General features: G+C 60.3%; 18 protein-coding genes. 9 read left to right on the forward strand and 9 right to left on the reverse strand.

All coding sequences use genetic code 11. The features are described 5' to 3' along the window. Nucleotides 1-2 precede the first annotated feature (2 nt). Together ACR0K4_RS16565 and ACR0K4_RS16570 are read left to right on the forward strand one after the other, a co-directional pair. The gene (locus tag ACR0K4_RS16565) at nt 3-1,238 is read left to right on the forward strand and encodes an HlyD family secretion protein (protein WP_480854854.1); all 1,236 of its coding nucleotides are present in this window, start codon (nt 3-5) and stop codon (nt 1,236-1,238) included. Nucleotides 1,239-1,273: 35 nt separating this feature from the next. Next, nucleotides 1,274-1,813, forward strand: a complete 540-nt coding sequence (locus ACR0K4_RS16570; protein WP_480854855.1) for a GNAT family N-acetyltransferase — start codon at nt 1,274-1,276, stop codon at nt 1,811-1,813. Nucleotides 1,814-1,914: 101 nt separating this feature from the next. Here ACR0K4_RS16570 and ACR0K4_RS16575 read toward each other — a convergent pair whose 3' ends face one another. The 7 genes from ACR0K4_RS16575 to xdhA all read right to left on the reverse strand — a co-directional run bounded on the left by ACR0K4_RS16575 (nt 1,915) and on the right by xdhA (nt 11,333). Continuing rightward, on the reverse strand, nt 1,915-2,988 hold the full coding sequence (locus ACR0K4_RS16575) for a BMP family ABC transporter substrate-binding protein (RefSeq protein WP_480854856.1): 1,074 nt from the start codon (nt 2,986-2,988) through the stop codon (nt 1,915-1,917). Nucleotides 2,989-3,019: 31 nt separating this feature from the next. Further along, entirely contained in the window at nt 3,020-3,940 is a 921-nt protein-coding gene (locus ACR0K4_RS16580; RefSeq protein ID WP_480854857.1) for an ABC transporter permease, read from the reverse strand. A gap of 1 nt (nt 3,941) precedes the next feature. Beyond that, a complete protein-coding gene (locus ACR0K4_RS16585) occupies nt 3,942-5,024 on the reverse strand; it encodes an ABC transporter permease (protein WP_480521149.1) in 1,083 nt (360 codons plus the stop codon). A gap of 63 nt (nt 5,025-5,087) precedes the next feature. Next, entirely contained in the window at nt 5,088-6,605 is a 1,518-nt protein-coding gene (locus ACR0K4_RS16590; protein WP_480854858.1) for an ABC transporter ATP-binding protein, read from the reverse strand. After that, entirely contained in the window at nt 6,602-7,537 is a 936-nt protein-coding gene (gene xdhC, locus ACR0K4_RS16595) for a xanthine dehydrogenase accessory protein XdhC (RefSeq protein ID WP_480854859.1), read from the reverse strand. The genes ACR0K4_RS16590 and xdhC overlap by 4 nt, the downstream gene beginning before the upstream one ends. Next, the gene (gene xdhB / locus ACR0K4_RS16600) at nt 7,537-9,939 is read right to left on the reverse strand and encodes a xanthine dehydrogenase molybdopterin binding subunit (RefSeq protein WP_480854860.1); all 2,403 of its coding nucleotides are present in this window, start codon (nt 9,937-9,939) and stop codon (nt 7,537-7,539) included. The genes xdhC and xdhB overlap by 1 nt, the downstream gene beginning before the upstream one ends. Further along, the gene (gene xdhA / locus ACR0K4_RS16605) at nt 9,936-11,333 is read right to left on the reverse strand and encodes a xanthine dehydrogenase small subunit (protein ID WP_480854861.1); all 1,398 of its coding nucleotides are present in this window, start codon (nt 11,331-11,333) and stop codon (nt 9,936-9,938) included. Before xdhA ends, xdhB begins: the two co-directional genes overlap by 4 nt. 342 nt (nt 11,334-11,675) lie before the next feature. On the opposite strand from xdhA, the gene dnaE reads away from it, so the two are divergent. The 3 genes from dnaE to ACR0K4_RS16620 all read left to right on the forward strand — a co-directional run bounded on the left by dnaE (nt 11,676) and on the right by ACR0K4_RS16620 (nt 15,859). Continuing rightward, nucleotides 11,676-15,176: a DNA polymerase III subunit alpha gene (gene dnaE / locus ACR0K4_RS16610; RefSeq protein ID WP_480854862.1), complete on the forward strand. Its 3,501-nt coding sequence runs from the start codon at nt 11,676-11,678 to the stop codon at nt 15,174-15,176. Between the two features lie 90 nt (nt 15,177-15,266). Beyond that, complete coding sequence (locus tag ACR0K4_RS16615) at nt 15,267-15,485, forward strand: YMGG-like glycine zipper-containing protein (RefSeq protein WP_480521161.1); 219 nt, start codon at nt 15,267-15,269, stop codon at nt 15,483-15,485. A 5-nt stretch (nt 15,486-15,490) separates the two neighbouring features. Then, nucleotides 15,491-15,859, forward strand: coding sequence for a hypothetical protein (locus ACR0K4_RS16620; RefSeq protein ID WP_480854863.1), 369 nt, complete (start codon nt 15,491-15,493; stop codon nt 15,857-15,859). A gap of 4 nt (nt 15,860-15,863) precedes the next feature. Here the strand turns inward: ACR0K4_RS16620 and ACR0K4_RS16625 are convergent, their stop codons facing one another. Beyond that, the gene (locus ACR0K4_RS16625) at nt 15,864-16,058 is read right to left on the reverse strand and encodes a SlyX family protein (RefSeq protein WP_480521165.1); all 195 of its coding nucleotides are present in this window, start codon (nt 16,056-16,058) and stop codon (nt 15,864-15,866) included. 126 nt (nt 16,059-16,184) lie between these two features. On the opposite strand from ACR0K4_RS16625, the gene hisS reads away from it, so the two are divergent. Genes hisS through hisG form a run of 3 tightly spaced genes read left to right on the forward strand, consistent with a single transcriptional unit; the run spans nt 16,185 to nt 19,450 of the window. Beyond that, entirely contained in the window at nt 16,185-17,672 is a 1,488-nt protein-coding gene (gene hisS / locus ACR0K4_RS16630; protein WP_480854864.1) for a histidine--tRNA ligase, read from the forward strand. Between the two features lie 3 nt (nt 17,673-17,675). Then, entirely contained in the window at nt 17,676-18,764 is a 1,089-nt protein-coding gene (locus tag ACR0K4_RS16635; protein ID WP_480854865.1) for an ATP phosphoribosyltransferase regulatory subunit, read from the forward strand. Continuing rightward, on the forward strand, nt 18,761-19,450 hold the full coding sequence (hisG, locus tag ACR0K4_RS16640; RefSeq protein WP_480521171.1) for an ATP phosphoribosyltransferase: 690 nt from the start codon (nt 18,761-18,763) through the stop codon (nt 19,448-19,450). The genes ACR0K4_RS16635 and hisG overlap by 4 nt, the downstream gene beginning before the upstream one ends. Here hisG and ACR0K4_RS16645 read toward each other — a convergent pair. Further along, nucleotides 19,447-19,878: a DUF1489 family protein gene (locus ACR0K4_RS16645; RefSeq protein ID WP_480521173.1), complete on the reverse strand. Its 432-nt coding sequence runs from the start codon at nt 19,876-19,878 to the stop codon at nt 19,447-19,449. The two genes, hisG and ACR0K4_RS16645, sit on opposite strands and share 4 nt — an antisense overlap. Nucleotides 19,879-20,007: 129 nt before the next feature. On the opposite strand from ACR0K4_RS16645, the gene ACR0K4_RS16650 reads away from it, so the two are divergent. After that, nucleotides 20,008-22,290, forward strand: a complete 2,283-nt coding sequence (locus ACR0K4_RS16650) for an adenosylcobalamin-dependent ribonucleoside-diphosphate reductase (RefSeq protein WP_480854867.1) — start codon at nt 20,008-20,010, stop codon at nt 22,288-22,290. Nucleotides 22,291-22,330: the final 40 nt, after the last annotated feature.

The following is a 22,330-nucleotide window of genomic DNA, read 5'->3' on the forward strand; positions in this document are numbered from 1 at the left end:
ACATGCTGGAAACACTGATGTGCGCCCTTGTAACGGTGCTGCCGGATTATCTGTTCCGCCGATTTGTGCAGGGCAAAAGGATCGGTCACGAGATTACCCTGTTCACAATGTGGTACGAGTTGCGGTGGGGCCTTACGACCTGCGCGATCCTGGCGCTGACCGTGATCACGACCCTGTTCTATTTCCACCCCTCCAGTTCCGCCGCAGCATCGTTCTTCCGCACGGTGACGATTCTGCCGCAATTGGGTGGGCGGGTGTCCGAAGTATATGTGACCAACAATCAGCTGGTGACAGCCGGACAGCCGATTTTCCGGATCGAGGATTTCACCCAGAGGGCTCAGGTCGAAGCCGCGCATGCGCAAATTGCGCAGGTTCAGGCCTCGCTGAAAGTGGCGCAAACGGATCTGGCTGAATCCGAGGCCGGGATTGCCGGAGCCAAGGCCGCATTGGATCAGGCGTTGGAGGACCTCGACCGCAACACCACCCTGCGGGATGAGGGATCAAGCGCGGTGCGGCTGGCCGAGATTGACCGGCTGGAAAATCTTGTGGCTGAACGCGAGGCACAACTGGTTGCCGCCCAATCGAACCGGGCCGCTGTCGTTCAGCAGATCGAAGAGTTGATCCCGGCCCAATTGGCCAGCGCCAATGCGCAGCTCGACTCGGCTCTGACCGAGTTGGACAAAACCGTCATCAGCGCCGGAGTCACCGGACGCGTCGAACAGTTCGGCCTTCAGGTCGGTGATTACGTCAGCCCTGTGCTGCGCCCTGCGGGTATTCTGGTGCCGTCCAATTCGGGGCATGACCGGTTTCAGGCGGCATTCAATCAGCTGTCGGCGCAAGTCATCAAACCCGGCATGATCGGAGAGCTGGGTTGTATGACAAAACCTTTCACCGTCATACCGGTAGTGGTCGTGCAGGTTCAGGATGTCATCCCATCCGGGCAAATCCGCCCCTCGGACGAGCTGCGAGATGTGCAGACCAACACCAACCCGGGTTCGATCCTGGTGTACCTGGAACCACTTTATAAAGGCATGGCAGATAACATTCCGCCGGGCAGCAACTGTCTTGCGAATGTCTATACAGACAACCACGAAAAGCTGGAACATGAAGAGCATGGGTTCTGGCAAGGCGCATTGCTTCACGTCATCGATACCATCGGTGTGGTCCATGCCGCAGGATTGCGCCTGCGTCTGATCTTGATGCCCGTGAACGAGCTGGTGCTGAGCGGGGGGCATTGACTGGGCCCCGCCGACGCCAAAACCAATGAGGACCAATGCGGTTTTCAACTGAATTCAGCTCCAGAACGGAGGCAATAAGTGATCTGTTCAGATCGGTATTCGCCGCATCGGAAGGTGTTGACGAGGGCGCGTTGATCGGGGCGTTGGCTTTGAGGTTAATGATTGAGACGCCCGCGTCGGATCTGTTTGTGTTCACTGCTGACGAAGGCTCGGACATTTTGGGGTGTATCGTCTTTTCGCGATTGCGATATCAGGACGACCACAGAACCGTTTTTGTCCTCGGACCAGTTGCCGTCTCGACCGATCATCAGGGCCAGGGTATCGGCCAACGCCTTATTGCGCAGGGTTTGGCCTGGCTTGCACAAGAGGGGGTCGATCTGGTCTTAACCTACGGCGACCCCGGCTACTATGCGCAGGTCGGGTTCCGACAGATTACCGAGGCATTCGCACAAGCCCCATTCAAGCTGCAATACCCTGAAGGGTGGCTGGCTCAGTCGCTGTCGTCCGAGCCGATGCTGTCAGTCGCCGGAGCCTGTTCATGCGTCGAGGCCTTCGCCGACCCGCAGTTCTGGTGAAGCCTACACTCGCTGATCCGTGACGGCCAGGTGACGACCGCGCAAAAGAAAAAAGGCCCGCAGGTAGCGCAGGCCTTTTCTATGATTGAAGATAGCAGGTGTTATTGCGGAATTTCGCCTTCCAGCCCTTCGACATAGAAGTTCATACCTGCCAGCGTGCCGTCATCAGCTGTCTCGCCTTCGGCCAGCCAATCGCTGCCGTCCTGCTTTTTCAGCGGACCGGTGAACGGATGGTATTCACCCGCGGCCATGGCGGCTTTCATGGCAAGTGCTTCTTCCTTAATGTCAGCCGGGACGCGGTCGGAAATCTCACCAATTTCAACCATACCTTCGCGGATGCCGTCCCAGGTGTTCACAGTCTCCCAGGAACCGTCGATCACGGCCTGAGTACGTGCGATGTAATAGGGGGCCCAGTTGTCGATGATCGAGCTGACGCGCGGGAAGGGGGCGTATTCGCTCATGTCAGACGCCTGACCGAAGGTGACAACATTGCCCGCCTCTTGCGCAGCCGCCTGTGGCGCGGTCGAGTCGGTGTGCTGCAGGATCACATCCGCACCCTGTTCGATCAGAACGGTGGCCGCGTCAGCCTCTTTCGCCGGGTCGAACCAAGTGTAGGCCCAGATGATCTTGAACTCGACATCCGGGTTCACCTTCTTGGCGTGGATATAGGCCGAGTTGATGCCACGGATCACTTCGGGGATCGGGTAGGAGCCGATATAGCCGATGATGTTCGATTCCGTCATCTTGCCCGCGATATGGCCCTGAACTGCACGGCCTTCGTAGAAGCGCGCGGAGTAGACCGAGACGTTTGGTGCCGTCTTATACCCGGTCGCGTGTTCGAACTTCACGTTCGGGAATTTTTTGGCCACGTTGATCGTCGGATCCATATAGCCGAACGAGGTGGTAAAGATCAGATCGGCCCCTTCCAGCGCCATCTGCGTCATCACACGCTCGGAATCCGGACCTTCGGGAACGGATTCAACGAACACCGTCTCGACCTTGTCACCAAAGTGTTCTTCGATTGCCTGACGACCCTTGTCGTGTTCATAGGTCCAGCCGCCGTCGCCGACGGGCCCAACATAGACAAAGCCAACCTTGGTCTTGTCTTCGGCCATGGCGCCTGTTGCCAGCCCCAGCGCCATGGCGGCGCTTGTCAATAGAGTGGTGAATTTCATGTGTTACTCCCCAAGTTAGTACAGTTGGCCCCTAGTGCGAGGCGTGGAAGGTCCGGCCCAATGCGGCAGGTGCGCTGCTCTTGTCGGCCGAAAGGATCACAAGCACAAGGATCGTGATAATGTAGGGCGACATTGCCAGATACTCGACCGGAATGGCAACGCCCGCTGCCTGCAAATTGAGCTGCAGAACGGTGATGCCGCCGAACAAATAGGCACCCAGCAAGGCGCGCCATGGTTTCCAGCTGGCGAACACCACCAGCGCCAGCGCGATCCAGCCGACACCGGCGGTCATGCCTTCGGTCCATTGTGGGACGCGGATCAGGCTGATGTAAGCACCGCCCATACCGGCACAGGCTCCGCCAAACAGGATCGCCATGATGCGGATCTTGATGACCTTGTAGCCAAGCGCGTGTGCAGCATCGTGGTTTTCCCCCACCGCCCGCAGGATCAGGCCGACACGGGTGTATTTCAGCGTGGCCCAGACAGCCGCCGTCAGCGCGATTCCGACATAAAGGATCGGGTCATGTTGAAACAGGATGGGACCGATCACCGGAATATCACTGATCACCGGGATATGAATATCGCCCATGCTGGGCGGTTTGATCCCCACATAGCTTTGCCCCAGAAGGGCGCTGAAGCCGAGGCCAAACAAGGTGAGTGCAAGCCCGCTTGCCACCTGATTGGCCAGCGCCACCTGCGTCAGCAACACAAACAGCAGCGACAGCACCGCGCCGCCAATAGCCGACGCAATAAAGCCCAGCCAGGGCGAACCCGTCTCGACCGAGATCGCAAAGCCACTGATCGCGCCGACGATCATCATGCCCTCGACGCCAAGGTTCAGAACGCCTGCCTTTTCGACGACCAGCTCTCCGATCGCGGCCAAAAGCAGGGGGGTTGCGGCCACCATCAACGAGGCGACCAGAAGGACGGGGTTAATTTCACCAAGGTCCATATCACGCTACCTCGCTATGGGCCGCACGGATGCGGAAATTTGTCAGGAGATCAAAGGCCAGCAGGAAGAACAAAAGCATCCCCTGAAACACCTGAATCGCGGCGGCAGGCAGGCCCAGTTGAGATTGTGCGATTTCGCCGCCGATGTAAGTCAGTGCCATCAGAAACCCGGCCAACAGGATCCCTACTGGATGCAGGCGGCCAAGGAAGGCCACAATGATTGCGGTAAATCCGTAGCCCACGTTGAAATCGATACTGACCTGACCCGACGGCCCTGAGACCTCAAACATCCCCGCCAGACCGGCCAACGCACCTGACATACCCAGACAAAACAGGATCAAACGCGCCGGGTTCACGCCTGCGAATTTCGCCGCACGCGGGGCCTCGCCGGTCAACCGGATGTGAAAGCCCAGCATATGCCGGTTCAGCAGAACATAGGCAAATATAACTGCCACAAATGCCGTCACCACGCCCCAATGCATCCCTGATCCGGCGATCAGTTCGGCGTTATGCGCACTTTCATATGACTGCAGGTTACGGGACCCAGGGAAGCCGAACCCTTCAGGGTTCTTCAGCAGGCCCAATGATACCGAGGCGAGCATCTGCTCGGCCACATATACCAACATCAGTGACACGAGGATTTCATTGGTTCCGAACCGCACCTTCAGAAAGGCCGGGATCATCGCCCAAAGCCAACCACCAAAGGCTCCGGCAATCACCATGATCGGAAAGATGTACCACGCGTCCAGAGGGTAGAAGGCCAGCCCGGCACCGGCACCAAATATGGCGCCCATGATATACTGCCCTTCGGCACCGATGTTCCAGATGCCAGCGCGAAACCCCAGCGACAAGCCAATCGCGATCAGCACCAAAGGCGCGCCTTTGACCAACAGTTGCGGGCGGTAATAGAACGCAAACTCGCCGAACAATGGCTCCCAGAAGATGGTTCCGATGGCCTCCACCGGGTTCTTGCCGAGCAGAGCGAACAAAACGCCACCAAACACCATCGTGGCAATCACCGCCACCAAAGGGGTCGCATAAGACCAGGCCCTGGATGGCTGAGGCCGTTTCTCCAACACAATCATCTGCTCATCCCCTGCCCGTCTTCATCTTTTTCCAAACACTCTCGCCGAAGGCGACGCGACTGCTCAAACATGCGCCACCTCCATGCCATGCGCTCCGCCCATCATCAGGCCGATCTCGTCCACCGTCAGACCGGTGGTTTCGCGCGGCGCGCTCAACCGTCCTTCGTTCAAAGCCGCAAAGCTGTCCGAGATTTCCATCAATTCATCAAGGTCCTGCGAGATGCAGATGACGGCTGTCCCCTTGGCCGCGAGATCCAGAATGGCCTGCCGGATCGAGGCTGCAGCCGCCGCATCCACGCCCCATGTCGGCTGGTTGACCACCAGCACATCGGGGTTCTGCAACACTTCGCGACCGATCACAAATTTCTGCAGGTTCCCACCCGACAGCGAGCGCGCCGCGTTCTCAGGCCCCGGCGTCCGGACGTCAAACGCGCTGATGATCTTCTCAGCAAAACTCTTGGTTTCGGCCCATTTCAGAAACCCGTTGCTCTCCAACCCTTCCCGGACCGATCCGGTCAGCAGGGCATTTTCGGTCAGGCTCATATCCGGCGCGGCGGCATGCCCGAGCCGTTCTTCGGGCGCGGTCAACACACCCAGTTTGCGGCGTGCGGTAGGTCCGAGTTTGCCAATCGGCTGGCCGTTGAACTTGATCGCATCGGCAGCCGTCGTGATTTCACCCGACAACACGCCCAACAATTCGTCCTGCCCGTTCCCGGCGACGCCGCCAATGCCCAGAACCTCGCCCTTGCGAACGGTCATATGAACATTTTTCAGAGCCGTTCCGAACTCTGACGGTGACGGCACCGATAATCCACTGACATCCAGCGCGACCTCACCAAACGCGCGCCCCGACCGTTCTGGCGTCTGCAGAGTCGATCCGACCATCATCTCGGCCATGTCCCGCGCCGAGGTCTCTGCCGGAACGCATTCGCCCACATTCTTGCCCAACCGTAGGATCGTGGCGTGATCGCACAGCGTTCGGATTTCTTCCAACTTGTGAGAGATATAGAGGATCGAGGTTCCCTCGGAACGCAATTTGTTCAGCGTCTCAAACAGGATATCAACCTCCTGAGGCGTCAGCACGCTGGTCGGTTCGTCCATGATCAACAGCTTCGGGTCCTGCAGCAGGCAGCGAATGATCTCAACCCGCTGCCGCTCACCGGCGGACAGGTCACCCACCGTGCGATAGGGGTCCAGCGGCAGGCCGTAGGTCTCAGATACCTCCCGGATACGCGAGGCCAGATCACCCATCGGGGGCGGGTTTTCCATTCCCAACGCGATATTCTCGGCCACATTCAAGGCGTCAAACAGCGAGAAATGTTGAAATACCATCGCAATCCCATCGCCACGCGCAGCGCGCGGTTCTGGCGGCGCAAAAGGCTGGCCGCGCAGCAGCATCGTGCCACTGTCGGGCTTAACCAGCCCATAGATCATCTTCACCAGCGTGGATTTGCCCGCGCCGTTTTCGCCCAGCAAGGCGTGCACCTCGCCTTCGCCAATATCGAAAGACACCTGATCATTGGCCACGACGCCGGGATAGGCTTTGGTCAGCCCTTGAAGACTCAAAAGTGGAGTGGTCACGCGCTCAGGTCCTTCTTCAACTCGGTCTGTCGGGCCGGGCGCAAGAGCTGCGCGGCGACGCCGACGGCGATCATGTGCGGGTGTTTGCCCAGGCCCGGATCGCCGATCGGGCAGGTGATCCGGCTGATCCGTTCGGGCGAGTGCCCAAGGGCTGCCAGCCGCGACCGGAATCGCGCCCATTTCGTAGCCGAGCCGATCAGCCCGGCAAAGCGGAAATCGTGCGAAAGCAGCCGGTTGCACAGCTCCAGATCCAGATTGTGCGAATAAGTCAGCACAAGATGCTCGGCTTCGTCCGGTGCATGGCGGACCAATTCGGCCGGTTTGGCGGTTGGAACCACGGTCACTCCGACGGGGACGGTATCGGGAAAACGCTCAGGGCCCGTATCGACCCATGTGATCGCGAGATCAGGTAGCGGTGCCAGAACATCGACCAAGGCACGACCGACGTGGCCTGCGCCCCAAATCCATAGGTCGCGGGTCGGTTTGTGGACTGGCTCGATCATCCAGCCGTCGACCAGTTGCGGCTCGGGCGCGATGCCCTGACTGCGCGCCGACGCCAGCAGTCGTTTGACCGACAGGGGCATGTCTCCGCCGGACGGAGCACGCGCGATCACAGCGTCGTCCAGAACGTTGACGGTGTCCCAGTCATAGACCTCGCTCAGCAGCGATACAGCACCGCCGCAGCATTGGCCCATATCCGGACCAAGCGCGTGATGGGTCAGGCGGGCCGGGGTCGTTTGGGACATCGCGGCTTCGGCTGCTTGATACTCCAGCGTGCCGCCGCCGATGGTGCCGCTTTGACCATCCTGCCAGACCAGCATCGCGGCGCCCACTTCGCGCGGGGACGATCCCTTGATCCCTGCGATGACAATCCGGACTACGCGCCCATGGATTCTGACCGCCTCCCTCAAAGCTTCCACGTCAAATCCCATCAGATGCCTCCCTTCACCCTCTGGACGCCACGCCAGACCTCTTCCGCGGTGGCTGGTGCGTCCAGCGCAGGATAGGCATCACCGCAGGCCGCGACCGCATTCGACAGTGCCAGCCATGCCGAGATACCCAGCATGAAAGGCGGCTCGCCCACCGCTTTTGAGCGATAGATCGTATCCTCGCGGTTCTCGCCATCCCAGAGCGCTACGTTGAAGATATCAGGCCGGTCCGAGCAGGCCGGAATCTTGTATGTCGACGGTGCATGGGTCCGCAGGTTGCCGTTGCCGTCCCAAACCAGTTCCTCGGTCGTCAGCCAGCCCGCGCCTTGAACATAGCCGCCTTCGACCTGCCCGATATCCAGCGCAGGGTTCAGCGAAGCGCCCGCGTCATGGAGGATATCGGTACGCAGGATGCGGTTTTCGCCGGTTAGCGTGTCGATGGCCACTTCGGTGACGGACGCCCCATAGGCAAAGTAGAAAAACGGGCGACCACGTCCGGCGATCCGGTCCCATTCGATCTTGGGGGTCTTGTAGAACCCGGTTGCTGACAGGCTGATGCGGCCCTGATACGCCAGCGCCGCAGCTTCGGCGAAGGAATAACGTTCCTCACCAATTGAAACGTGGCCGTCCGCGAAGGTGACCACAGATGGATCGGCCTGATGCCGCTCGGCCAGATAGTCGGCCATCCGGTCGCGGATCGTGTCGCAGGCCGCTTTCACCGCCATACCGTTCAAGTCACTGCCCGAGGACGCCGCCGTGGCCGAGGTGTTCGGCACTTTGGCCGTATCGGTTGCGGTGATCTTCACCATCTCCAGCGGAATGCCAAAGCGCGACGCGGCGACCTGAGCGACCTTCTGGAACAGGCCCTGTCCCATTTCGGTGCCGCCATGGTTCAGGTGGACCGAGCCGTCTTGGTACACATGCACCAACGCGCCTGCCTGGTTCAGGTGGGTCAGCGTAAAGGAAATCCCGAATTTGACCGGAGAGAAAGCGATGCCCTTCTTGATCACGCTGTTCTCGGCATTCCATTTTGCAATCGCTGCTTTCCGCGCGGCATAGTCGCTGGATTCCAGTAGTGCTTCGGTCATGCCGTGCAGCTCAAAATCGCTGACCTCCATGCCGTAAGGCGTGGTGTTACCACCTGCGGGCAGAGGTCGAGGCGGGGCATCCCCGGTTTCCACCGCGCCCCGGCTGGTCAGGTCTTCACGCGGGTCAGGATGGCCCAGCGGTTTCTCGTGCAGCGTCTGATCAGCCACTTTATGCGCGGGCTCATAGTAGTTGCGTTGGCGCAGTTCGACGGGGTCCAGTCCCAGCTCATGCGCGGCGTGGTCCATCACGCGTTCGATCCCGACCATACCCTGAGGGCCTCCGAACCCACGATAGGCGGTGGCGGATTGGGTGTTGGTCTTCAGTCGGTGACTCTCGATCCGCGCGTTGGGTAGCAGATAGGCGTTGTCGGAATGCAGCATCGCGCGGTCGGCGACGGGCAGGGACAGGTCCTGCGCCCAGCCGCAGATCGCGTGGTGCAGGAAGGAAATACCCTGAATATGCCCGTTCTCATCGAACCCGGCCTTGTAGGAAATCCGGAACGCGTGGCGCTTGCCGGTGATGATCATGTCATCATCGCGGTCATAGCGCATCTTGCAGGCTTTGCCTGTCGCCCGCGCGGCGATGGCGCAGGCGACGGCCAGCGCGTTGCCCTGACTTTCCTTACCGCCAAAGCCGCCACCCATGCGGCGGGTTTCAACCCGAACCGCGTGCATGGGAAGGCCCAACGCGTCGGCCACTTTGTGCTGTATTTCGGTCGGGTGCTGGGTCGAGGAATGCACCAGCATATCGGCACCCTCATTCGGCACCGCCAGAGCGGCCTGAACTTCCAAATAGAAATGTTCCTGCCCACCAAGTTCGAACGTGCCTTCGATCACGTGGGGCGCGCTGGCGATGGCGGCATCGGCGTCTCCCTTGGCATAGATGCGCGGGCCGTCCTCGAACCGGCTATCTGCGGCCAACGCGTCTTCGACCGTCAGGATCGGAGCTTCTTCCGCATAGTCGATCTTGCCCAATCGTGCGGCTTTGCGGGCGGCCAGATGGCTGGTGGCGACAACCAGAAACACCGGCTGGCCGATATAGTTGACCGTGCCGTCCGACAGCAAGGGTTCGTCGTGAATGGACGGGGAAACGTCATTGGCAAAGGGCAGGTCGTCTGCGGTCATCACCATGACAACGCCGTCGGCGGATTTGACTGCTGAAAGGTCCATCGCGATGATTTTGCCTTTGGCAATCGGGCTGAGGCCGAATGCGAGATGCAGCGAGTCCTTAGGCGTCGGGATGTCATCCACATACCGCGCGGTGCCGGACACATGCAGCGGAGCGGCATCGTGGGGGAGGGGCTTGGATACGCTCATGCCGACACCTCCAACACGTTGGTGACTTCACCCTGATCCTCGAGGAAATAGCGTTCCAGCATCGCTTTGGCCGTTTCCAGACGATAGGTGGCCGAGGCGCGCATGTCCGTGAGTGGAGTGTAGTCGTCGGCAAAGGCGGGCAGCGCGGCGTCGATTGTCTCGCGCGTCCAGGGTTTGCCGATCAGTGCGGCCTCGACGTTAGTTGCCCGTTTCGGAATGCCCGCCATGCCGCCAAATGCGATGCGCGCCTGTGTGACGGTGCCGTCCGAGACGGTGATGTTGAAACAGCCACAGACGGCTGAGATATCCTGATCGAACCGTTTGCTAAGCTTGTAGACCTTCAGCCGGTCGGGCTGCCGGGCGAAACTGACGGCTTCGACGAATTCAGCGGGCGCGCGGTCCTGTTTGCCGTAGTCGATGAAGAACTTCTCCAACGGAATCTGTCGCCGTTCGTCGCCCTTGCGCAGATGCAGGGTCGCGCCCAACGCGATCAGCGCCGGTGGGTTGTCTCCGATCGGTGAGCCATTGGCGATATTGCCGCCCACGGTGGCCGCGTGGCGCACTTGAACGCTGGCATAGCGGCGGATCATCTCGGCATAGGACGGGTGATGGCCTGCCAGAGCTTCGCCCATGCGGTTCATGTCGACCATCGCTCCGAAACGGATTTCGTCATCGGTGATCGTGATGTCCTTGAGGTCATCGCAGCGGCTGAGGAAGATCACCGGGTCGAGGTCGCGCAGTTGCTTGGTGACCCAGAGGCCCACATCCGTCGCTCCGGCAATCAGAGTGGCGTCGGGGTGTTGCGTATAAAGCGCGGCCAGTTCGTCGGCGGTTTCGGGCAGGAAGGGGGGCTCTAACCCCCGGCCTGCGGCCTCTCCCCGAGGTATTTGTGAACAAGAGAAGGATTGGTCGTTGGTGGCCCATTCAGGGACGGGGTGGGGTTCGGCGGCTTTGGCCGCGCGGATGATCGGGGCGTAACCCGTGCAGCGGCACAGGTTGCCTGCAAGCTGGGTGTCGTGATCGGTTGCGCCATTGGCGTGGCCTGCAAGCATCGACATGACAAAGCCGGGGGTGCAGAAGCCGCATTGGGAGCCGTGCAGATCGACCATCGCCTGTTGCACCGGATGTGGTTCTTGATTGGGGCCGCTGGCTCCTTCGACCGTGCGGACCGCTTTGCCGTGCAGCTGAGGCAGGAAGAGGATGCAGGAATTCAGGGCTTTGGCCGTGCCGTCTTCGGTGATCATGACCGTGCAGGCCCCGCAGTCGCCTTCGTTGCAGCCTTCCTTGGTGCCGGTCAGGCCGCGATCCTCGCGCAGCCAGTCCAGCAGGGTTGCTGTCGGATCGACATCCGCCAGTTCCACTGTCTCTCCGTTCAGAAGAAACGTGATATCCATTCGAGAAACCCGTCGCGTTACCCTGTTGCGCCCGTCGGGCCCTCCTTCGATGCGACGTAGAAAGAGTGGCGGGCGAATTGCTTGCCGGTTGATGTTAGAAACAGCGCAGCCGATCTGGCAAGAAAAACTGCCTGCGGAATGCACCATTACACCGCGCAAGCGATGAAATGTCGCGCATGTCTGACATTCAGTCGTCTGAAACTAAAGTATTTTTTGTCTTTCGGGTCTGTCGCTTTCCGAAGCACCTTCTGGAAAAGCCGAATAATCAGAGCTGATTTTTTGAGCATCCCAAAGCGTCGGTTCACGCTTTTGCAGCGCCTCTGGCTGGGATAGCGTAGGGGTATGAGCAGTACCCCTCGATTCATTCACCTCCGCGTTCACACCGAATATTCTCTGCTGGAAGGCGCTGTGCGGCTGAAGAAGCTGCCGGGTCTGTGCGAGAAGGCCGAGATGCCTGCCGTTGCGGTGACGGACACCAATTCGATGTTCTCGGCGTTGGAGTTTTCCGTGACCGCCAGTGGTGCGGGTATTCAGCCGATCATGGGATGTCAGGTTGATTTGGCGTTTGTGCAGGCGCAGCCCGGTGAGAAGCCGAAAGCGCCCGCGCCGCTAGTACTGCTGGCGCAGTCCGAGGCCGGGTATGAGAACCTGATGAAGCTCAGCTCGTGCCTCTATGTGGACAAGGGCGGGCAGTTGCCGCAGGTCACTTTGGACGAGTTGGCGGAGCGGTCGGATGGTCTGATCTGTCTCACCGGCGGGCCGGATGGGCCGGTGGGGATGCTGTTGCAGCAGGGACAGCGGCCTGCGGCCGAGGCTCTGGTGGATCGGTTGGCGGGGATGTTCCCGGATCGTCTGTATATCGAGTTGCAGCGTCATCCCGGCGAAGATGGCCAGCCTGAGGTCGAACGCCTGACTGAGCGCGGCCATGTTGAGATGGCTTATGCCAAGAACCTGCCGATGGTCGCCACTAACGACGTTTATTTCCCGACTTCGGATATGTATGAAGCGCATGATGCGCTGATCTGTATTGCCGAGGGGGCTTATGTCGACCAACAAGAAGGCCGCCGCCGCCTGACCGCGCAGCACTATTTTAAGTCACAGCAGGAAATGGTCACTCTGTTCGCTGACTTGCCTGAGGCTGTGGAGAATACGATCGAAATCGCGCGCCGCTGCGCTTTCATGGCCTATCGCCGCGATCCGATCTTGCCGAAATTTGCCGATGATGAGGTTGCCGAACTGCGGCGCATCGCCAATGAAGGCCTGCAAAAGCGTCTTGCGGTTATCCCCCATGCAGTGACGCCCGAGGAATACCAGGAACGGCTGGATTTCGAACTTGGCATTATTGAGGGCATGGGGTTTCCCGGCTATTTCCTGATCGTTGCCGACTTTATCCAATGGGCCAAGGATCACGACATTCCGGTGGGGCCGGGGCGGGGCTCGGGTGCTGGCTCTCTGGTGGCCTATGCGCTGACGATCACCGACCTTGACCCGCTGCGCTATTCTCTGCTGTTCGAACGGTTTTTGAACCCTGAGCGGGTTTCGATGCCCGACTTCGATATCGACTTCTGCATGGACCGCCGGGAAGAGGTGATCCGCTACGTGCAGCAGAAGTACGGGCGCGACAAGGTGGGGCAGATCATCACCTTTGGTGCGTTGCTGTCGAAGGCCGCCGTGCGCGATATCGGGCGGGTGCTGCAAATGCCCTACGGGCAGGTGGATCGGCTGTCCAAGATGATCCCGGTTGAGGGGGTCAAACCCGTCTCCATCGAAAAGGCGTTGAAAGACGAACCCCGCCTGCGGGAAGAGGCGCGGAATGAAGAGGTTGTGGACCGTCTGCTGACTTACGGTCAGCAGGTCGAAGGGCTGCTGCGCAACGCCTCGACCCACGCCGCCGGGGTGGTGATCGGAGATCGCCCGCTGGATGCGCTGGTGCCGATCTATCAGGACCCGCGTTCAGACATGCCCGCCACCCAGTTCAACATGAAATGGGTGGAACAGGCCGGGTTGGTGAAGTTCGACTTTCTGGGTTTGAAAACCCTGACAGTGATCCAGAACGCGATGGATTTGATCTTCAAGTCCGGGCGGGATTTGCACATCGCACCCGATGGGACCGAGCTTTACGAGCCTGCCGAAGGGGCGGTGAACGAGATCAACGCCATCCCGTTGGATGATGAGGCAACGTACAAACTCTATTCGGCGGCCAAGACGGTTGCGGTGTTCCAGGTGGAATCCTCGGGCATGATGGATGCGCTCAAGCGGATGAAGCCGGACTGTATCGAAGATATCATCGCGCTTGTCGCTCTCTATCGTCCCGGCCCGATGGAGAACATTCCCAAGTTCTGCGAGGTGAAGAACAAGCTCAGCGAACGGGACAAACTTCACCCGTCCATCGACCATATTCTGGACGAGACGCAGGGCATCATCGTCTATCAGGAACAGGTGATGCAGATCGCGCAGGAAATGGCGGGTTACAGCCTTGGCGGCGCCGACCTGCTGCGCCGCGCGATGGGTAAGAAAATCCAAGAGGCGATGGACGCCGAACGGCCCAAGTTCCTCAAAGGTGCTGCCGAGAATGATGTGGATGAGGCCAAGGCGACCGAGGTCTGGAACCTGCTGGACAAGTTCGCCAACTACGGCTTCAACAAATCCCACGCGGCGGCCTATGCGGTGGTCAGTTACCAGACCGGCTGGCTGAAGGCGAACCACCCGGTCGAGTTCATGGCGGGCGTCATGAACTGCGATATCCACCTGACCGACAAGCTGGCGGTTTATTTCGAAGAGGTCCGCAAAGGGCTGGAGCTACCCTATGTGCCGCCCTGCGTGAACCGGTCTCTGGCGACGTTCGATGTGGTGAACGGTGAACTGGTCTATGCGCTGGGCGCGCTCAAAAACGTGGGCGTTGAGGCGATGAACCTTGTGGTCGAGGGACGTGGTGACAAACCATTCGTGAACCTTTTCGACTTTGCCCGCCGGGTCGATCTGAAAAAGGTCGGCAAACGCCCGCTTGAGATGTTGGCGCGGGCCGGGGCGTTTGATCAGTTGGACAGCAACCGCCGCCGCGTCTTTGAAAGCCTTGATCCGCTGGTGCAGTATTCGGCCGCGATCCATGAACAAAGAAACTCTAATCAGGTCTCGTTGTTTGGCGAAGCGGGCGATGATCTGCCCGAACCCCGCTTGTCCCTGTCACCGGACTGGCTGCCTGCCGAGCGGCTGAGCGAGGAATTCAAAGCCATTGGCTTTTATCTGTCCGGTCACCCGTTGGACGACTACATGCCGGCGTTGAAGCGCAAAAAGGTGATGACGTTGGATGAGGTCACGGAAAAGGCCCGGTCCGGTCCGCATTTGGCCCAGATGGCCGGTGTCGTCGCCGGGCGGCAGGAACGGAAATCAGCGCGCGGTAACCGCTTTGCCTTTGCCCAGTTATCGGACCCGACCGGTGCTTACGAAGTGACGCTGTTCTCGGACACGCTTGAGAAATGCCGAGAGTTTTTGGAAACGGGTGCTCAGGTGGTCATCAATGTCGAGGCCACGATGGAAGCCGATCAGCTTAAGCTGCTGGGTCGGTCGGTTGGTCCGGTGGATGCGGTTGTGGCGGATGCAGGTGCGTCCGGGCTGCGGGTGTTCGTTGACGAGGCCGAGGTGTTGCCGATCATTTCCAAGGTTCTGGAGGACGCCAAAGCAGCTGCCAAGGGCGCGTCACGCGGCCCGGTTCAGCTGTGCCTGCTGGACCCGTCCCTGCCCGGCGAGGTCGAGATGGACCTTGGCCAGTCCTTCCCCATCAATCCTCAGATCAAGGGTGCGATCAAGTCGTTGGATGGGGTGATGTCGGTCGAGGAATTTTGACCACGCACCCGAATGTTGCCACGACCCATGCGCCCGGTTAGGCTGATCCTTAGCCCGTTTGAGTGGGATAGACCTTGGGAGGCGATCCAAATGACAACGAAATGTTTTTCAATGCGAAAGCTGGTCTTTGCGGCAACTGCGGGGCTGGTACTGGTTTCCGCATCGGTGAGTTTGGCGGATGACAAAAAGAAAAAGAAGACCATCGAAGGCGCGCTCATAGGTGCTGGCGTCGGGGCTTTGATCGGCGACGGCAAAGGCGCGGCAATCGGTGGTGTGGCCGGGGCCGTTATCGGGCATAACTGGAAGTGAGTGTGATGAGAAATACTGCGTTCAAATTGGCGGCGTGTGCCGTTCTTCTTGGTGGCCCCTCGCTTGCACTTGCGGATGAGGCGGCAGATCAGATGGTGCAGGACGCACTACCTGTTATGCATTATACCTGCGCCTCGATCGCGGAAGAGGCAGACGGTGACGAAGAATTTGTTGTAACCGTCGTCAGGAAAATGGCGGCCCTGTCGCTGTATAACCGTCAGATCAATATCGAAGACCACGCGACCACTGACGAGGAAAAAGCCCAGCTGCGAGAAACCTTCATCGCCGCGCTGTCCGATGGCTGCGCTGCAGACAAGGATGCCCTTTTGGGCGGCGTGGTCGATAATGCGGTGAAATCGACGCTGGGGCTGTGATCCTTTAATAGTGAGGCGGGCGCTCGTCGCCGTAGACGATCCCGCCTGATCCTTCCTGCGCGCGTTCAGCCTCGCGCTGGAACAGCATCTCGACCCGGCGGGTCAGGCGGTCGATCTCGGATTGTTGCGCGGTGACGACGGCGTTCAGGTCTTCGACTGTGCGGGTCAGATGGGCGATCTGTTCTTCCAGATGCTGCATGGGGGAACTCCTTTGCCGGTGGTCATAACGACGCGATTGGCTCATGGCCAGAGAAACCCCGCCTTGCCCCGATGCGGGCCATGGGATAGACCGCGCGCGGAACACTAAGCCCCAAGGACGCCCCACATGGCCAAGCCCAAGAAACAGCCCCGCCCCAAGGCCGTCACGCCGAAAGGGTTCCGCGATTATTTCGGCCAGGAAGTCTCGCAGCGCACCGAGATGCTGCGGACGATTGCGGGGGTTTATCATCGTTACGGGTTTGATGCTTTGGAAAGCAGCGCGGTCGAAACGGTCGAGGCGCTGGGCAAGTTCCTTCCGGATGTGGACCGCCCGAACGAGGGCGTCTTTGCGTGGCAGGAGTTTGACGAGGGCGGTAACGGCGACTGGATGGCCCTACGCTATGACCTGACTGCGCCTCTGGCCCGCGTCTACGCGCAGCATCGCAACGACCTGCCAACGCCCTATCGCCGCTATGCGATGGGGCCGGTCTGGCGGAATGAGAAGCCGGGGCCGGGGCGGTATCGTCAGTTTTATCAATGTGATGCGGATACGGTCGGAACGGCCTCGATGGCAGCGGATGCCGAGATTTGTGCGATGCTGTCGGACACGCTGGAGACCGTGGGCATCCCGCGCGGCGATTATCTGGTGCGGGTGAATAATCGCAAGGTTCTGAATGGCGTCCTTGAGGCAATGGGGCTGGGCGAAGACGCCGCCGCCCGCGATAATGTCCTGCGCACCATCGACAAATTCGACAAGGTAGGTGAAACCGGTGTGCGCGAGTTGTTGACCAAGGGCCGCCTGGACGCGTCGGGCGCGTTTATCGATGGCGTGGGCCTCAGCGACGATCAGGCCGAGCCGGTGATTGCCTTTCTGACCTCCAAGGCCGCCGATACCGCCGGGACGCTGGCCAACCTGCGTGCAGCTGTTGGCGCCAGCAAAATCGGGACCGACGGGATCGCCGAATTGGAACAGATCGGAGCGCTGCTGGATGCGGGCGGCTATGGCTCGGACCGGGTTGAGATTGACCCCTCGGTCGTGCGTGGCCTCGGCTATTACACCGGGCCGGTCTATGAGGCCGAACTGACCTTTGAAATTTTCGATGAGAAAGGCCGCAAACGGCAGTTCGGCTCGGTCTCGGGTGGTGGTCGCTATGACGATCTGGTCAAGCGGTTTACCGGGCAGGAAGTGCCCGCGACCGGTATCTCAATCGGCGTGGACCGCCTGCTGGCCGCCCTGCGCGAGAAGGGCCGGATTACCGCGCAGGCGACGGGCCCCGTGGTCGTCACGGTGATGGACCGCGACCGGATGGCGGACTATCAGGCGATGGTGGCTGAGCTGCGCAATGCCGGTATCCGGGCCGAGGTTTATCTGGGCAACCCCAAGAACTTCGGCAACCAATTGAAATACGCGGACAAGCGGAACTCACCCATTGCGGTGATCGAAGGCGGTGACGAGAAGGCCAACGGGATTGTGCAGATCAAGGACCTGATCCTCGGCGCGAAGATTGCCGAAAGCGCCACGCTTAAGGAGTGGAAAGAACGCCCCAGCCAGTTCGAAGTGCCGCGTGGCGATCTGGTCGCCAAAGTGCGCGAGATTCTAGACAGTCAGGACTAGGCGATGCCCAACCGTTCCCAGATACAGGCCCGCGCCGCGATGATGCGCGTCCGGTTCGAGGCCGCCGGGGCGCAGGTGGTGGATACGCCTCTGCTACAACCGGCGGATACTTTGCTGGATCTCTATGGCGAAGATATCCGCGCCCGTGCCTATGTGACCTCGGACGCGCTGCGCGGCGAGCAGATGCTGCGCCCGGATTTTACTCTGCCGGTGGTGCAGATGCACATGCAGGATGGGGCCGAACCTGCGCGGTACACCTACTCCGGCGAGGTTTTCCGCCGTCAGGAACACGACCCGGATCGCTCGAACGAGTATATCCAGGTCGGGTACGAGGTCTTTGACCGCAGTGATCCCGCCGGGGCCGATGCCGAAGTATTCTCGTTGTTTGCCCTTCAACTGCGCGGGATACCGTTGCGCGCGGCGACGGGGGATATTGGCATCCTGACCGCCGCCGTTGCCGGGCTGAAAACCACTGACCGGCGCAAAGCCGCGCTAATGCGGCATCTGTGGCGTCCGCGCCGGTTTCGGGTGTTGCTGGATCGCTTTGCAGGCCGCAAGCCGGGTCCCGAGGGGCGCGACGCCCTGCTGGACGCAGCGGACCCTCTGGCAATTGACGTGCACATGATCGGCAAACGCCGCGCCTCTGAGATTGAGGCGCGCATCGCCGCGCTGCGAGAAGACCGGGATACCCCGCCTATTTCAGATACTGAACTGGTGGGGCTGGAAACGTTGCTGAACGTGCGCGAAACCATGCCGTTTGCTTTGGAACAACTGCGCGATGTCGCAGTGGACCTGCCCCAGATCACCCCCGCGCTGGATCGGCTGGAAGGCCGTATCTCCGCGCTGCAGGCGCGGGGCGTCGATGTCGAGCGGTTGGATTTCGAAGCCTCCTATGGCCGTACGTCGATGGAGTATTATGACGGTTTTGTCTTTGGCTTTTACGCCGAAGGCCGCGCGGACCTGCCGCCGATCGCCACCGGCGGGCGCTATGATGCGTTGACCCGGCAACTGGGTGGCGGCGCAGAAATCCCCGCAGTGGGCGGCGTGCTGCGTCCTGACCTGATGCTCGAGATCGAGGAGGGCGCGCAATGAGCCTGAAACTGGGCGTGCCCTCGAAGGGCCGGTTGATGGACAAGACGTTCTCGTGGTTCGAAAAGCGCGGTATCACCCTCTCGCGCAGCGGATCGGACCGGGAATATGCGGGCAAGGTCGAAGGGATCGACGGTGTGTCGCTGATCCTGTTATCTGCCGGGGAAATTCCGCGCGAACTGGCGGCAGGGCGGATTCATCTGGGCGTCACCGGCATCGATCTGGTGCATGAGAAACTGCCACGGTGGGAACAGCAGTTGGAAGAAGTATCACAGCTGGGGTTTGGCAAGGCCGATCTGATCATCGCAACACCGGCCTGCTGGGTCGATGTGGATACGCTGGATGATCTGGATGCGGCGGCCGCGGCTTTTCGTAAGTCGCACGGCCACCGCCTGCGCATCGCGACCAAGTACCACCGGCTGGTGCGCGAGTTCCTGACGGATGCAGGCGTGGCCGACTACACTCTGGTCGACAGTCAGGGCGCGACCGAGGGGACGGTGGTGAACGAAACCGCCGAGGCCATCGCCGATATCACCTCGACCGGCGAGACGTTGCGGGCGAACCACCTGAAAATCCTGACGGATGGGCAGATTTTGCAGTCACAGGCGACTTTGTGGCGCAGTCGGGTGGCGAAATACGACATGGGTGAAAAAGCAGTTTTGAACGACCTGCTGGACCGGCTGGGTTAAAGCACGCCGATATCGGCCAATGCGCGGTTCAGATCGTCAGGCAACGCATCGTCCTGCTCGCGCCCTTTCGGTAGATCGGCGGGTGCGTCTTCGGGTTTCAGATAGCGCCAGCCCTGAAACGGGCGCTTGAGGGCGTTCTGCGTGCGATGCACCTCGGGGTCCAGCACAATGGCGCAGCGGCGGATGCCGTCCTCGCCGCGTACTTCGTCCAGTCGCAGGATGCGCTGACGGCATTGCACGACGCCCTTGATCACCCAATAGATTGATCCGCCATTCAGAATCTCGGCCTCGCGCTTGGGCCACATGCGGGTGACGTGACGCGGGCATCCATCCTCATAGAGCGGCCTGCGACCGTCCTGCCACGCCATCAGCGTGTCAACGCTTTCCGATCCGACGGACAGTTTGATGAGATTTACGTACTTATCCACAGCTTTCCCACAGAGTCGTCCCATGGCGGGTCCCTATATTGTAGCCTTCTGCGGCTTGTCATCAAGGTGTTGTGGTTTAGATGTGATCCGGTCTAGTATTCATATCTCTTTCAGCACAGGGAATCACCAATGAGCCGCTTTGCCGCCCCCATCGCCGAGCAGATCTGGGACATGAAATACCGCTTTAAACAGGCGGATGGCACACCCATCGATCAGACGGTCGAGGACAGTTGGCGGCGCATCGCCCGCGATCTGGCGCGGGTGGAACAGGACCCGGCGCATTGGGAAGAAAAATTCTACAGCGCGCTGGAGGATTTCAAATACCTGCCCGCCGGGCGCATCACCGCGGGCGCCGGTACCGCGCGGCAGGTGACGCTGTTCAACTGTTTCGTCATGGGCACCGTGCCCGACAGCATGGGCGGCATTTTCGACATGCTGAAAGAGGCCGCACTGACCATGCAGCAGGGTGGCGGGATCGGCTATGATTTCTCGACCATCCGTCCACGCGGTGCCGATGTAAAAGGGGTCGCGGCGGATGCATCCGGACCGCTGAGCTTTATGGATGTCTGGGACGCCATGTGTCGCACGATCATGTCCGCAGGCTCACGACGCGGGGCGATGATGGCGACCATGCGCTGCGATCACCCCGATATCGAACAGTTCATCACCGCAAAATCCGACCCGGCGCGGCTGCGCATGTTCAACATGTCGGTGCTGGTGACAGATCCGTTCATGGAGGCGGTCAAGGCCGATGGCCCGTGGGAGTTGGTGTTCGACGGCAAGATTTATCACACGGTTCAGGCCCGTGATCTTTGGAACAAGATCATGCAGGCCACCTATGACTATGCCGAGCCCGGCGTGATCTTCATCGACAGGATCAACAAGGCCAACAACCTGAGCTATGTGGAAACCATCGCGGCCACCAACCCGTGTGGTGAGCAGCCTCTGCCGCCCTACGGGGCGTGCCTGCTGGGGTCGATCAATCTGGCGCGACTGGTCGCGGACCCGTTCGAAGATGCGGCGCATCTGGACGAGGCGGCCTTGCAAGAGCTGGTCGCCACTGCCGTGCGCATGATGGACAACGTGGTGGACGCGTCGAAATTCCCGCTGGCGGAACAAGAGGCCGAAGCGCAGGACAAGCGCCGTATTGGGCTGGGCGTGACAGGTCTGGCCGATGCTCTGCTGATGCTGGGTCTGCGCTATGGGTCCGACGAGGCGGCGCGTCAGACCGAGCGCTGGTTGCACAGTATCGCCCGCGCCGCGTATCTGGCGTCGGTCGATTTGGCACGCGAGAAGGGCGCGTTTCCCCTGTTTGACGCTGACAAGTATCTGGCCAGCGGCACCATGCAGCAGATGGACGAGGATGTACGCGATGCGATCCGTGAACATGGCATCCGCAACGCGCTGCTGACCTCGATAGCGCCGACAGGCACGATTTCCTTGTATGCGGGCAACGTGTCGTCGGGGATCGAGCCGGTCTTTGCCTATGCCTACACGCGCAAAGTGCTGCAGAAGGACGGCTCTCGCACCGAGGAAGAAGTTGTGGACTATGCCGTGCAGATGTGGCGCGACAAGTTTGGTGACTCCGAGTTGCCGGAGTATTTCGTCAACGCGCAGACGCTGACCCCGTCCGACCACGTCAAGATGCAGGCTGCGGCGCAGAAATGGATCGACAGCTCGATTTCCAAGACGATCAACTGCCCTGAGGATATCAGCTTTGACGCCTTCAAGGACGTCTACATGCAGGCCTGGGATCAGGGCTGCAAAGGCTGCACCACCTATCGCCCGAATGACGTGACCGGCTCGGTCCTGACTGTATCCGAGAGCGCAGATACCGCCCCCGGCGAAAGCGCTGCTGCCCCGCATGAGGTGGATGGAGGCGAGGTGGTCTATATGTCCGAGCCTCTGGATCGTCCACAGGCGTTGGAGGGGTCGACCTACAAGCTGAAATGGCCAGACAGTGAACATGCGATTTACCTGACGATCAACGATATCGTCATCGGCGGGCGGCGGCGTCCGTTCGAGGTGTTCATCAACTCGAAGAACATGGAGCATTATGCCTGGACGCTCGCTTTGACCCGCATGATCTCGGCGGTGTTCCGGCGCGGCGGGGATGTGTCTTTCGTGGTCGAAGAGCTGAAAGCCGTCTTTGATCCGCGCGGTGGGGCCTGGGTCAAGGGCAAGTATATCCCGTCCATACTCGCCGCAATTGGTGGGGTGATCGAACAGCACATGGTCAATATCGGTTTTCTTGAGGGCGAAGGCATGGGGCTGAAATCCGACCCACAAGCACAAGTGGTGAACATGGACGCGCCACGCGGGAAGGCGTGCCCGTCCTGCGGTCAGTTCGACATGGTCATGATCGAAGGATGCATGACCTGCCGCAGTTGCGGGCATTCCAAATGCGGATGAACCGCGAGGATCATGCATAGCAGCGCAGGCGCAGCCACGG

It is taken from the genome of Ruegeria sp. K11 (assembly GCF_056531905.1).